Annotated in this window: 10 protein-coding genes; 6 read left to right on the top strand and 4 right to left on the bottom strand. The window is 65.4% G+C overall.

The genetic code is table 11. The features are described 5' to 3' along the window. Positions 1–189: 189 nt before the first annotated feature. On the bottom strand, positions 190–2,238 hold the full coding sequence (locus WNM05_RS21710; protein ID WP_434630969.1) for an alkaline phosphatase D family protein: 2,049 nt from the start codon (positions 2,236–2,238) through the stop codon (positions 190–192). Positions 2,239–2,491: 253 nt separating this feature from the next. Between WNM05_RS21710 and secA the strand changes: the two genes are divergently transcribed. Beyond that, positions 2,492–5,203, top strand: a complete 2,712-nt coding sequence (gene secA / locus WNM05_RS21705) for a preprotein translocase subunit SecA (protein ID WP_434630966.1) — start codon at positions 2,492–2,494, stop codon at positions 5,201–5,203. Positions 5,204–5,473: 270 nt separating this feature from the next. After that, positions 5,474–6,007 carry a DUF2087 domain-containing protein gene (locus WNM05_RS21700; protein ID WP_434630963.1) on the top strand — a complete coding sequence of 178 codons (534 nt, stop codon included), beginning with the start codon at positions 5,474–5,476 and terminating at the stop codon, positions 6,005–6,007. Between the two features lie 57 nt (positions 6,008–6,064). On the opposite strand, the gene WNM05_RS21695 is transcribed toward WNM05_RS21700, so the two are convergent. Continuing rightward, positions 6,065–6,544: a TlpA family protein disulfide reductase gene (locus tag WNM05_RS21695; RefSeq protein WP_434630960.1), complete on the bottom strand. Its 480-nt coding sequence runs from the start codon at positions 6,542–6,544 to the stop codon at positions 6,065–6,067. A 119-nt stretch (positions 6,545–6,663) separates the two neighbouring features. Between WNM05_RS21695 and WNM05_RS21690 the strand changes: the two genes are divergently transcribed. From WNM05_RS21690 to WNM05_RS21675, 4 genes are all read left to right on the top strand, one after another. Beyond that, a complete protein-coding gene (locus tag WNM05_RS21690; RefSeq protein ID WP_434630957.1) occupies positions 6,664–7,608 on the top strand; it encodes a carbohydrate kinase family protein in 945 nt (314 codons plus the stop codon). 229 nt (positions 7,609–7,837) lie between these two features. Further along, the gene (gene gshA / locus WNM05_RS21685) at positions 7,838–9,124 is read left to right on the top strand and encodes a glutamate--cysteine ligase (RefSeq protein WP_434630954.1); all 1,287 of its coding nucleotides are present in this window, start codon (positions 7,838–7,840) and stop codon (positions 9,122–9,124) included. Positions 9,125–9,139: 15 nt separating this feature from the next. After that, a complete protein-coding gene (gene gshB / locus WNM05_RS21680; RefSeq protein ID WP_434630952.1) occupies positions 9,140–10,084 on the top strand; it encodes a glutathione synthase in 945 nt (314 codons plus the stop codon). Between the two features lie 26 nt (positions 10,085–10,110). After that, complete coding sequence (locus WNM05_RS21675) at positions 10,111–10,491, top strand: diacylglycerol kinase (RefSeq protein WP_434630949.1); 381 nt, start codon at positions 10,111–10,113, stop codon at positions 10,489–10,491. A gap of 111 nt (positions 10,492–10,602) precedes the next feature. Here the strand turns inward: WNM05_RS21675 and topA are convergent, their stop codons facing one another. Beyond that, positions 10,603–12,912 (bottom strand): type I DNA topoisomerase, encoded by a 2,310-nt coding sequence (gene topA / locus WNM05_RS21670; RefSeq protein ID WP_434630946.1) that lies wholly within the window; start codon positions 12,910–12,912, stop codon positions 10,603–10,605. Between the two features lie 151 nt (positions 12,913–13,063). Further along, positions 13,064–13,522: a DUF494 family protein gene (locus tag WNM05_RS21665; RefSeq protein WP_434630943.1), complete on the bottom strand. Its 459-nt coding sequence runs from the start codon at positions 13,520–13,522 to the stop codon at positions 13,064–13,066. Positions 13,523–13,551: the final 29 nt, after the last annotated feature.

Genomic DNA, 13,551 nt, shown 5'->3' with positions numbered 1-13,551 from the left:
TTGCCGGCGGCCGGTCCGGTTCAGGGCATGCATGCTACCAGAGATGCCGTAAAACGAATGTTAAAAACACGACAGTCTCGCGGCTATTTTGTGACGAAATGTACTGATTCGAAGCAGGTAGGCGGGGCGAGGGAGGACGCCGCCGGGCGGGCCGGCGGCGCGGTTTGCGGAAGGCCCCGTACAGGTGGCTCAGAGCACGTTGACCGTCGGCGTGCCGGACGGCACCTCCAGCGTCTGGGTGCTGGCGGTGGCCGGCGTCGGGGCGACCCCGTTCGCCAGCCTGGCCATCTTGTGGAAGGTGCAGCTGAGCTTGGCCGGCGTCAGCGTCACCACCGCGTAGCCCTGGGCGTCGGTGTCGGCGTACTTCAGCCACGGGTTGAAGGCTTGCAGCGTGCCGGTGAAGGTGTTGACCGTCTGGCGGTTCACCGTCTGGTAGATCAGCGGCGCGGCCTTGGCGAAGGCCGGCACGGTGTCGACGACGTTCTTGAAATAGCTGAAGAAGGAGTTGCTGGAGATGCCGGCGGTCACCAGGTCCACCATCACCGGCGTCGGGCTGGCGGCGTCGAAATCGTCCATCACGGGGCCGGCGAAGAAGGCGTGGATGTCGCCGGTGATGCCGACCACATTGCCGATATTGTTGTTCTTCAGGAAGGCCATCAGCGCCTTGCGCTCGGCGTTGTAGCCGTCCCACTGGTCGGCGTTGAGGATGTACTGGTTCAGCAGCATCGTCGGCGGCAGATTGGCGTCCAGCGACGGCTTGACCGCGGCGGCGAACACGCCGGCGCCGATGGCGCCGCCGCTGAGGGCGGCCAGCAGCGGCTGGGTGTTGGCGTAGCTGAGCACAGGCGTCGCGCCGCTGGTGTCGGCCGCCTTCAGGTCCAGGTAGAGCGCGCCGCTCAGCTGCTGTTGCTGGGCGGCGCTCAGATTGAGGCCGAAGTTCTGCGCCAGCGCGGCCGACAGGCCCTGCTCCAAGAGGCCGGCCACCGCCATCGTGCCGTCCACGCCCATCCTGAGCAGCGACACCTCGTTGCCCCACAGTTTCCAGGTGGTGGCGGCGCCCTGCATCTGCTGCTGCCACCAGGCGCGCTGGCTGTCGCCTAGGATGGACACCGGCTGCAGGCCGCCGCCTGCGGCGGCGATCTTGGCGGCCTCGGCCTGGGCCAGCGTCGCCTTCGGCACGAAGTAGCGGCTGCCCAGATTGGCCAGGCCGGTGTTCGGCACCGCGGTCTCGGGAATGATGTGGTCGGCGCGGTACAGCCGCTGGTCGGTCATCACCAGCGTGGCCAGATTGCCGAAGGCGAAGCTGCGGTAGATCTGGATGTTCTGGAACGACGGATTGGCCAGGTTCAGCTGGACGTCGGCCGGCGTGTACTCGAACCAGGCCTGGTTGGCGTTGCGGCGGCGCGGCGTGTTGGGCGCGCTGTCGTCGCCGGGGTAGTAGACCTGGCGGTCCTGCCAGCAGTCGTCGGAGAACTCGTGGTCGTCCCAGATCGAGATCACCGGGAAGTTGGCGTGCAGCGCCTGGATGCGCGGGTCGGCGCGGTAGCTCTTGTACAGGTAGCGGTAGTCGGCCAGCGTGGTGGCGTAGATCGCGCCGTCGGCCCGCCGGGTGCCGTTGGGCAGCGTCAGCGGCGGATGGCGGGCCTCGTTGTTGCCGGTCTGGAAGCCGGCGCCGACGGTCTCGTAGATGTAATCGCCGACGTGCATGACGAAGTCCAGGTCCAGCTTGGCGATCTCGTCGAAGGCGCCCCAGTGGTTGACGCTCCAGTCCTGACAGGTGATGTAGGCGAATTTCAGCTGCGACAGCGGCGTGCCAGGGGCCGGCGCGGTCTTGGTGCGGCCGGCGGCGCTGACGTTGCGGCCGGACAGGAAGCGGTAGTAATAGGTGGTGGCGCTGGAGAGGCCCGTCACCTTGTGACGCACCGTGTAGTCCCAGCCCGGATCGGCGGACAGCGGCTGGTTGACCAGCAAGCGGGAGAAGTCGGCGCGGTCCGACAGCTGCACGATGACGTTCTGCGCCGTCGCGCCGTCGCCGCCGTCTACGCGGGTCCACAGCACGATGCTGTCCGGCCGCGGATCGCCGGAGGCCACGCCCAGGCTGAAGCCCCTGCCGGCGGCGTTCAGGTTCTGGGCCGTGGCGTCGGAGCCGGCGCCGCCGTCGAAACAGCCGGAGAGGCCGCTGCTGGCCGCCGATACCGTCAGGAAACTGCCCCATTTCAAAAATTGCCGCCTGTCCATTGTTTCTCCAGTGGGCCGTAGCCGGGATAAAGTCGCGGATTATCGTCGGGAAATATTTAAATTGCATTAACGGTTCGGTCAATTGAATCGAGCGTTTGCTCTAGTTTCCGTCGCCTAAATCCAACACCGCTTTTGCGGCCTCCTCTTGATGTCGGACATGGATGCCCCCATAACCTTGTCTGCGAATGTGCTACACTTTTCAGCATTTTTTGCGGACACTCTTTCCGGCCCGCTGGTTTCTGGATTCGACTACATGATTTCTTCGCTACTCAAGAAGGTGTTCGGCAGCCGCAACGATCGTCTGCTGAAGCAGTTCCGCCAGACGGTGGGACGCATCAATGCCCTGGAACAGGACATGCAGGCCCTGTCCGACGAGGCGCTGGCCGCCAAGACCCAGGAATTCCGCGACCGGCTCGGCAAGGGCAGCACGCTGGACGAGCTGCTGCCGGAGGCGTTCGCGGTCTGCCGCGAGGCCTCTCGCCGCGTGATGGGCATGCGCCACTTCGACGTACAGCTGATAGGCGGCATGGCGCTGCACTACGGCAAGATCCCGGAGATGAAGACCGGCGAGGGCAAGACCCTGGTCGCGACGCTGGCCGTCTACCTGAACGCGCTGTCCGGCGACGGCGTCCACGTGGTGACCGTCAACGACTACCTGGTCAGCCGCGACGCCGGCATCATGGCGCCGCTGTACAACTTCCTCGGCCTGTCGGTCGGCGTGAACCTGTCGCAGATGGCCCACGACGACAAGCAGGCCGCCTACGCCTGCGACATCACCTACGGCACCAACAACGAATTCGGCTTCGACTACCTGCGCGACAATATGGTGTTCAGCACCGAGGAGAAGGTGCAGCGCAAGCTGGCTTTCGCCGTCGTCGACGAGGTGGACTCCATCCTGATCGACGAGGCGCGCACGCCGCTGATCATCTCCGGCCCGGCCGAAGACAATATCGACCTCTACCAGCGGATGAACGCGGTGCCCCCGCTGCTCAAGCGCCAGGAGACCGAAGAGGGCGAGGGCGACTACTGGGTCGACGAGAAGGCGCACACCGTGCTGCTGTCCGAGGCCGGCCACGAGCACAGCGAGGACATCCTGACCCGCCTGGGCCTGCTGAAGGACGGCGACAGCCTGTACTCGGCGACCAATATCACGCTGATGCACCACCTGATGGCCGCGCTGCGCGCCTATTCGCTGTTCCACAAGGACCAGCACTACGTGGTGCAGGACGGCGAGGTGGTGATCGTCGATGAATTCACCGGCCGCCTGATGGCCGGCCGCCGCTGGTCGGACGGCCTGCACCAGGCCGTCGAGGCCAAGGAAGGCGTCGAGATCAACCGCGAGAACCAGACGCTGGCGTCGATCACCTTCCAGAACTATTTCCGCCTGTACGGCAAGCTGTCCGGCATGACCGGCACCGCCGACACCGAGGCCTACGAGTTCCAGAGCATCTACAACCTGGAAACCGTGGTGATCCCGACCAACAAGCCGATGATACGCAAGGACGCGCAGGACAAGGTCTACCGTTCGGCGCGCGAGAAGTACGACGCCATCCTGGCCGACATCAAGGACTGCCACGAACGCGGCCAGCCGGTGCTGGTCGGCACCACCAGCATCGAGAATTCCGAGCTGATCGCCGGCCTGCTGAGCGAGGCCAAGCTGCCGCACAATGTGCTGAACGCCAAGGAGCACGCCCGCGAGGCCGACATCGTCGTGCAGGCCGGCCGCCCCGGCATGATCACCGTCGCCACCAATATGGCCGGCCGCGGCACCGACATCGTGCTCGGCGGCAACCCGGAGCCGGAAATCAAGGCGGTGCGCGCCGACGACAGCCTGTCCGACGCCGAGAAGAACGCCAAGGTCGAGGCGATACGCGCCGAATGGAAGCAGCGCCACGCCGCGGTGCTGGAGGCCGGCGGCCTGCACATCGTCGGCACCGAGCGCCACGAGTCGCGCCGGATCGACAACCAGCTGCGCGGCCGTTCCGGCCGTCAGGGCGATCCGGGTTCGTCCCGCTTCTACCTGTGCCTGGAAGATCCGCTGCTGCGCATCTTCGCGTCCGACCGCGTCGCCGCGATCATGGACAGGCTGAAGATGCCGGAAGGCGAGGCCATCGAGCACCCGTGGGTCAGCCGCTCGATCGAGAACGCCCAGCGCAAGGTGGAAGGCCGCAACTTCGACATCCGCAAGCAATTGCTGGAATACGACGACGTCGCCAACGACCAGCGCAAGGTGATCTACCAGCAGCGAAGCGAGATACTGGTCGAGGACGACGTGTCCGATGTGGTCGTCAATATGCGCGAAGGCGTGATTTCCGACCTGGTCGACCAGCACCTGCCGCCGGAATCGCTGGAGGAACAGTGGGACCTGGCCGGCCTGGAGAAGACGCTGGCGTCCGACTTCCTGCTGGACGCGCCGGTCGCTGAGTGGATCAAGGCCGAGCCGAATCTGGACATTGACCACATCCGCCAGCGCATCGTCGATCTGGCCGCCGCGGCCTACCAGGCCAAGGTCGAGCAGGCCGGCGACGGCGTGATGCGCCAGTTCGAGCGCAGCCTGGTGCTGCAGATGCTGGACAACCACTGGCGCGAACACCTCGCGGCGATGGACCACCTGCGCCAGGGCATCCATCTGCGCGGCTACGCGCAGAAGAACCCGAAGCAGGAATACAAGCGCGAGGCCTTCGAACTGTTCGCCGACATGCTGGACCGCATCAAGCGCAGCGTGGTTCAGGTGCTGATGACGGTGCAGATCCGCGGCCAGGACGACGTCGACGCGGTGGAGCCGCATCCGCTGCCTGACTTCGAAATGCAGCACGCCGAGCCGGGTTCGGCGCTGGGCGACGACGAGGACAATCCGCTGTCGCCGGAGGCGCTGGCTTCGCAAGGCCTGCGCATCAACCGCAACGACGCCTGCCCGTGCGGCAGCGGCAAGAAGTACAAGCAGTGCCACGGCCGTCTGGCCTGATCGCCAGACGGCGTAGTCAACGACAAAGCCGACGCGAACGCGTCGGCTTTTTTTGTTCGTCCCGGCGCGCCGCCGCGCTTTGCAAGGCCATGCCATGGTGTTAGCATGGCGGCGGGTCAACAGTTCACCCAGGCGTCGCCGGCGATTTCGCCACGCTAAACCTGTCTTGGCAGCAGCATCCATTCCACGCTTGGCTCGAACCTCGTGCCAGGCCGCAACGGCGACCGCGGCAGTCTCTCAAGATCTTGGCACGCAGACAGGATTCGAACCATGTCTCGCACCGTTTACCCGTTCTACAGCAGTGACATCTCGTCCCTCGCCCGCGCCTTGAAGCGGCAGTGGGGCGAGGAATCGCAGCCGCCCGGCCATCTGCAGATCCTCAACATGCTGGCCCGCGCCGCCGGCTTCCAGAATTTCCAGCATCTGCGCGCCGAGCACGACCGTCCCGCCCCGGCCGAAGCGAAAGCCACGACGGCGGAAACCCGGCGCTTGCTGCGCCACTTCGACGCCGAGGGCCGGCTCGCGCGCTGGCCGAAGAAATTCAGCGAGCAGCGCGCCTGCCTGTGGGCGCTGTGGGCCGGCCTGCCGCGCGGCCAGGAATGGAACGAGCCGGCCGTCAACGCCGCGATCCGCGCGCTGGAGGCCTTCGGCGACCATGTGCTGATCCGGCGCGAACTGGTGGAGGGCGGCTGGATGGGCCGCACCGACGATTGCCGGCGTTACTGGCTGCTTGAGCCGGCCGTGCCGGAGGCGGTGGCGGAACTGGTCGAGCAGGTCTGCCTGTTGCGGGCTGGCGCGAGCTGAGCCGGAGAGGAGACCCCTCTCCCTTCGCGGGAGAGGGCTTGGGGAGAGGGGGCGGGCTTACAGGTAGGGTTTGACCGCCGCTTCCAGCTTCTTCTCGTCCAGCTTGCCGGTCAGCGTCGCCGCCACCTTGCCCTGGCGGTCCAGCACCAGCGTGTAAGGCAGGCCGCCGGTCTTGTTGCCGAGGCTGCGCATCAGGTCCAGGGTGTCGTCGTTGCCGAGCAGGATCGGGTAGCCTATCTTCAGCTGCTTGACGAACGGTTCGACCTGCTCCTTGCTGTCCAGCGCCACGCCGACGATTTCCACGCCCTTTGGCGACAGCTTCTTGCGCAGGCCGTTCAGCATCGGCATCTCTTCGCGGCACGGACCGCACCAGGTGGCCCAGAAGTTCAGCACCGTCACCTTGCCCTTGTAGGCGGACAGCGCGACCGGCTTGGCGCCCAGGTCGGAGAAGCGGCTCTGTTCCAGCGTCGGGGCGGCGCCGGCGGCCAGCGGCAGCGCGGCCAGCAGCAGGGTGGCGAGAAAGCGTTTCGAGTTCATCGGCGGTTCCTGTGATGTCGTTGGAATTGTCTTGCGTTTCCGCCACTTGCGGCCGGCGCAGGTGCGGCGTAAACAAACTTTATGTTAAAATGTTCGATTGATTTCTTTGCGGAGTGGGCATGTCTATCCTCGTCTGCGGGGCGCTCGCATACGATACCCTGTTCTCGTTTCACGGCCGTTTTGACAGCCAGATCCTGCCGGATCAGCTGCACAAGATCTCCACCACCTTCCTGGCGCCGACGATGCGCCGCGAATTCGGCGGCATGGCCGGCAACATCGCCTACAGCCTGTGTCTGCTGGGCGAAAAGCCCATCGTGATGGGCGTGGTCGGCGAGGACTTCGAACCGTACCGGCAGCACCTGAAACGGGTGGGCGTCGATGACCGCTTCATCCGCCTGATCCGCAAGCAGTATACCCCGCAATGCTTCGGCATTGCCGACAAGGACGGCAACCAGCTGATGGCCTTCCATCCGGGCGCGATGGATTTCGCCACCGAGAACCACGTGGCGGACATCCAGGACCCGATCGAGCTGGCCATACTGTCGCCGGGAGGCTACACCGCCTTCATCCAGCACTCGCGCGAGCTGGCCGCCGCCGGCATCCCGTTCATCTTCGATCCGGGCCAGGAGCTGCCGCTGCTGTCGCGCGACGAGATCCACGAGATCGTCGAGCTGGCCAGCTATGTGGCGATCAACGACTACGAGAGCGAGCTGATGCGCGAGCGCGCCGGCCTGACCGTCGACGATCTGCGCAAGAAGGTCAAGGCGCTGATCGTCACCCGCGGCTCCAAGGGCGCGGAAATCTATGTCGACGACACCGTGCACCTGATCCCGCGCGTGCAGATGCCGATCAAGCCGGTGGACCCGATGGGCTGCGGCGACGCGTTCCGCGCCGGCCTCTTGTGGGGCATCAGCCGGGGCGTCGACTGGAAGATCACCGGCCGGCTGGCCAATGTGATCGGCGCGATCAAGGTCACGACGCCCGGCTGCCAGAACCATTTCTTCGACTGGGATTCGCTGAAGGGCATCTATTTCGAGGCCTATGGCGAGGAATGGCCGCTGTAATCCGGTCCGGATCCGCGTTTTTGGCAGGCGCCGCGTTTCGCGGCGCCTTTTTGTTTGTATGATGAGGGTCTTGTCGCCGCGCCGGCCGAGGGGAGCGGGGCGGGCCGAATCGAGACCGCCGGGGCCGGGCTCCCCGGCGCCGGACGCCGCCCATTGCGCGCCGGCACTTGAATATGGCCGCCGCCACCCCCACCATTAGCGAATTCAACGTCTGCTCCAAGGGGAATTCATGTCACCCGTACCGCACCTGGCCACCGCCCTCACCGGTCCGCTTTACGAGCTGGAAAGCCGCATCCTGGCGGCGCAGCCGCAGATCGAGCATTGGTTCCGCAGCCAGTGGCACGCCCACGCGACGCCGTTCTACGGCTCGGTGGACCTGCGCAACAGCGGCTTCAAGCTGGCGCCGGTCGACATGAATCTGTTTCCCGGCGGCCACAACAACCTGAATCCGGAATTCCTGCCGCTGGCGGTGCAGGCGGCGCAGAGCGCGGTGGACAAGGTCTGTCCGGAGGCGCGCAGCATCCTGCTGATTCCGGAAAACCACACCCGCAACACCTTCTACCTGCAGAACGTCGCGACGCTGGTGCACATCTTCGAGCAGGCCGGGCTGAAAGTCCGCCTGGGCTCGCTGAATCCGGAAATCACCGAGCCGACCGAGCTGGTGGCGGCCAACGGCGACAAGCTGACGCTGGAGCCGCTGGAGCGCCGAGGCAACCGCGTGGCGCTGGCCGACGGCTTCAATCCCTGCGTGGTGTTGCTGAACAACGACTTGTCGGCCGGCATCCCCGACATGCTGAAGAATCTGGAGCAGACGCTGTTGCCGCCGCTGCACGCCGGCTGGGCGGTGCGGCGCAAGACCCATCATTTCGAGGCCTACAACCGGGTCTGCGACGAGTTCGCGCGGCTGATCTCCATCGATCCGTGGACCATCAATCCCTATTTCGCCAGCTGCGGCGGCCTGGACTTCCATGCCCGCACCGGCGAGGAGCAGCTGGCCGAGACGGTGTCGCAGATGCTGGACAAGATCGGCCGCAAATACCGCGAATACGGCATAGACAACGACCCCTTCGTCATCGTCAAGGCCGACGCCGGCACTTATGGCATGGGGGTGATGAGCGTCAAGAGTCCGGACGAGGTGATAGGCCTAAACCGCAAGGCGCGCAACAAGATGTCGGTGGTCAAGGAAGGCCTGGAGGTGTCCGAGGTCATCGTCCAGGAGGGCGTCTACACCTTCGAGACCGTCAACGAGGCGGTGGCCGAGCCGGTGGTCTACATGATGGACCGCTACGTGATCGGCGGCTTCTACCGCGTCCACACCGGCCGCGGCATAGACGAAAACCTGAACGCGCCCGGCATGCATTTCGTGCCGCTGTCGTTCGAGACGCCGTGTCTGCCGGACCGCAAGGGCCTGCCCGACTGCGCGCCGAATCGCTTCTACGCCTACGGCGTGATCTCGCGTCTGGCGCTGCTGGCGTCGGCGCTGGAGCTGGAAGCCACCGACCCGGACGCCGAATAACCCTGGAGCTCCATCATGCGTATCCTGTTCATTGCCGACCCGCTGGAACATTTCAAGATCTACAAGGACACCACTTTCGCGATGATGGAGGAGGCGCATAGACGCGGCCACGCCATCAGTTTCGCCGAGGCGCACCAGCTGTCGGTCGAGGGCGGCCGGCTGCTGGTCGACGCCTGCGATCTGGCCATCACCGACGAGCGGCCGCAGTGGTACCGGCTGGGGCCGACGCTGCGCCAGCCGCTGACCGCGTTCAGCGCGGTGGTGATGCGCAAGGACCCGCCGTTCGATCTGGAGTACCTGTACGCGTCGCAGCTGTTCACGCTGGCCGAGGCGCAGGGCGTCAAGGTGTTCAGCAGCGGCCAGGCGCTGCGGGATTTCAATGAGAAACTGGCCATCCTGAACTTCCCGGAGCTGACCTCGCCGACGCTGATCAGCGGCGAGTCGCAGCGGCTGCGCGCCTTCGTCAACCAGCACCAGGACGTGATACTGAAGCCGCTGGACAGCATGGGCGGCGACAGCATCTTCCGCGTCAAGCCGGACGATCCGAACCTGTCGGTCATCATCGAGACCATCACCTGGCGCGGCAAGCGCACGGTGATGGCGCAGCGCTACATCCCCGAGATCCGCGACGGCGACAAGCGCATCCTGGTGATAGACGGCGTGCCGGTCGACTATTGCCTGGCGCGGATTCCGGCCGCCGGCGAGACCCGCGGCAACCTGGCGGCCGGCGGCCGCGGCGAGGCGAGGCCGCTGACGGCGCGCGACCGCGAGATCGTCGAAACGGTGGCGTCGGAGCTGAAGAAGCGCGGCATCCTGCTGGCCGGCCTCGACGTGATCGGCAACTATCTGACCGAGGTCAACGTCACCAGCCCGACCTGCTTCCGCGAGATCATGGACCAGACCGGCATCAATGTCGCCGGCCTGTACATCGACGCGCTGGAGCGGCGCTGCCAGCATTGACGTCCGCCCGACGCCGTGGAGCGATGATGGGAAAACTGCAGGAGAGCCCGTTCAAGGGCAAGACCGGGCTGACGCGGCTGATCAACGCCTTCGGCTATTCGCTGGACGGGATGAAGGCGGCGTTTCGCCACGAGGACGCCTTCCGCCAGCTGACGATGCTGGCGCTGATCCTGATCCCGCTGGCCTTCCTGATCCACGCCGCGCCGCTGGCGCGCGCGATGCTGGTGGCCAGCAGCCTGGCCACGCTGATCATCGAGCTGCTGAACTCGGCGATAGAGGCCGCCGTCGACCACACCTCGCTGGAGCGCCATCCGCTGGCCAAGCGGGCCAAGGACATGGGCAGCGCCGCCCAGCTGCTGGGCCTGATCAATCTGGCCACGGTCTGGGGCATCGTGCTGTTCGGCTGACGGCGTCGGCGCGTTGACAAGACCAAGGCCCCGCTTGCGGGGCCTTGTCTTTTCGCCGGCGGCGCGCGCAAAAAAAACCGCTCCCGGGGGAGCGGTTTCGGCGGGTAGGGCTTACGCCTCTTCGGCGGGCGCCGCGTCCTTGCCTTCCGGCGGCGCGATCTGTTCGGCGTAGCCGCATTCCTTCTGCGGGCACACCTTCTCGGTGCCGCGGCGCTTGGTGGTCTTGATCGTCAGGATCGGCCAGTTGCACTTCGGGCACGGTTCGGCGATCGGCGGGTTCCACGTCGCGTACTTGCACTTCGGATAGGTGTTGCAGCTGTAGAACAGCTTGCCGTAGCGGCTCTTGCGCTCGATCAGCTGGCCGGTCTTGCACTCCGGGCAGGTGACGCCGGTCTCGCGCGGCTTCTCCAAGGGCTCGATGTGCTTGCACTTCGGGTAGTTGGCGCAGCCGATGAACTTGCCGTAGCGGCCTTTCTTGATGTGCAGCTCGCCGCCGCAGTCCGGGCAGGAACGGCCCTCGATCACCGTCGGCGCTTCCGCTTCTTCCGCCGCCTGTTCCGCAGTCTCGCCGAGGTTGCGGGTGTAATCGCATTCCGGGTAGCCGGTGCAGGCGATGAAGCGGCCGCGCTTGCCGAACTTGATCGACAGCGGCTTGCCGCATTTCGGGCAATCCTCGTCCAGGCTCTCGGTGGTGACCTCGGCGCGGGAGATGCTTTCCTTCTCGTCGATCTGCTTCTTGAAGCCCTTCCAGAACGTGTCCATCACCGGCACCCACTGGCGGCCGCCGTTGGCGATCTCGTCCAGCTGGTTCTCCAGCTTGGCGGTGAAGTTGTAGTCGACGTACTGGGCGAAGTGCTCGGTCAGGAACTTGTTGACGATGTCGCCGGTGTCGGTCGGCAGGAAGCGCTTCTTGTCCAGGATCACGTATTCGCGGTCCTTCAGCGTCGAGATGATGCTGGCGTACGTCGACGGCCGGCCGATGCCGAACTCTTCCAGCGCCTTCACCAGGCTGGCCTCGGAGAAGCGAGGCGGCGGCTGGGTGAAGTGCTGCTCGCCGTACAGCTTGTCGACCGGCAGGTCCTCGCCCTCGGTCAGCAGCGGCAGCTTGGCGTTGTCCTCGTCCTCGGCGTCGTCGACGTCCTCCTCGTAGACGGCGAGGAAGCCGGCGAAGGTCTGCACCTGGCCGCTGGCGCGGAACACGCCTTCGCCGACCAGGATGTCGACGCTGGTGGTGTCGAATTTGGCCGGCGCCATCTGGCAGGCCAGCGTCCGTTTCCAGATCATGTCGTACAGCTTGAACTGGTCGGTGGTCAGGAACGGTTTGACCATCTCCGGCGTGCGCAGGATGGAGGTCGGGCGTATCGCCTCGTGCGCCTCCTGGGCGTTCTTGGCCTTGCTCTTGTAGACCGCCGGGTTCTTCGGCAGGTAGTCGGCGTCCCATTTCAGGCCGATGTAGCCGCGGATCTCTTCCACCGCTTCGTTGGCCAGCGCCACCGAGTCGGTACGCATATAGGTGATCAGGCCGACGGTGCCCTGGCCGATGTCCATGCCCTCGTACAGCTGCTGGGCGGTGCGCATCGCGCGGTCGGTGGTCATGCCCAGCTTGCGCACGGCCTCCTGCTGCAGCGTCGAGGTGGTGAACGGCGCGGCCGGACTCCGGGTCTTCTTTTTCTTCTCTATCGTGCCGACGCGGGCCGGCTTGCCTTCGAGGCGGGCCAGCACCGAAGCCTGCTCGGCCTCGTTCGGGATGTCGAACTGGTCCAGCTTCTTGCCGGCCAGCTGGGTCAGCTTGGCCGAGAACTTGGTGCGGCTCTTGTGGCTGTCGAGGTGGACCGACCAGTATTCCTGCTGGACGAAGGCCTTGATCTCGTTCTCGCGCTCGCAGATCAGCCGCAGCGCCGGGCTCTGCACGCGGCCGGCGGACAGGCCGCGGCGTATCTTCTTCCACAACAGCGGGGACAGATTGAAGCCCACCAGATAGTCCAGCGCGCGGCGCGCCTGCTGCGCGTCGACCAGGTCCTGCGCGATGTCGCGCGGATTCTGGATCGCGTCGAGCACCGCGTTCTTGGTGATCTCGTGGAACACCACGCGCTGGGCGGTCTTGTCCTTCAGCAGCTTCTTGCTGTTCAGGATCTGCACCAGGTGCCAGGAAATGGCCTCGCCTTCGCGGTCCGGGTCAGTCGCCAGGTAGACGTGGTCGGCTTCGCGCACCGCGCTGACGATGGCGTCGACGTGCTTGCTGTTGCGCGCGATCAGCTGGTACTTCATCGCGAAGTCTTTTTCCGGATCGACGGCGCCGTTCTTCGGCACCAGATCGCGCACGTGGCCGTAGGAGGCCAGGACTTCGAAGTCCGGGCCCAGGTATTTCTTCAGCGTTTTCGCCTTCGAGGGCGACTCGACGATCAGGAGGCTGGTGGGCATGTTGTCTTTTCAATATTCCATTGCCGGAGTCTCCGGCGGACACATCTTGTTATATCCGTCAAACGAAACAAGAGCGCAAGGGCGCTCTTGGTCGCGAAAAGCCGTTTTGTCGGACGGCGGCATGTTAAGCCGCTGCGCAGGGCCTGACAAGTTATTGCATGGTCGGCTCGCCGTGCACGGCTTCCAGCAGCGCTTCGCCCAACAGTATCGGCAGCTCGGCCTGTTGCGCCCACAGCACCATCAGCACCAGCAGCTTGGCGTTGTCGACGTCCAGCTCGTCGCTGTCCAGTTCCAGCAGCCGGTCTATCACCATCTCGCGCTGGGAGGGGGTCAGCGCGCCGTTGTCTTCCAGGAAGCGGATCAGGCCGCGCACATCGGCCGGCAGATGTTCCAGCTCGCTGGCCGCGTAGACGCGCAGGCCGTCGCCGTCGTCGGCGCCGGCATAGGCCTCGACGCTGGTCGAACCGACGCTGTCCAGCCAGTCCAGCGCCTCGCCGATGTCGTCGTCGTCGAAGCCGGCGGCGTTCAGCTGCCGGGTCAACGCGGAACGATCGCCGAAGGCGGCCGGATCGCTGTATTGCTCGAATAAATAGGTGAGTACGTCAAACATCGGTATTTTTCATGATGGAACGCCGGGCG

Origin of the sequence: Chromobacterium sp. CV08 (assembly GCF_051129845.1) — a bacterium.
In the GTDB taxonomy this organism is placed as follows: domain Bacteria; phylum Pseudomonadota; class Gammaproteobacteria; order Burkholderiales; family Chromobacteriaceae; genus Chromobacterium.
This window is presented reverse-complemented; position numbering and strand designations above follow the sequence as displayed.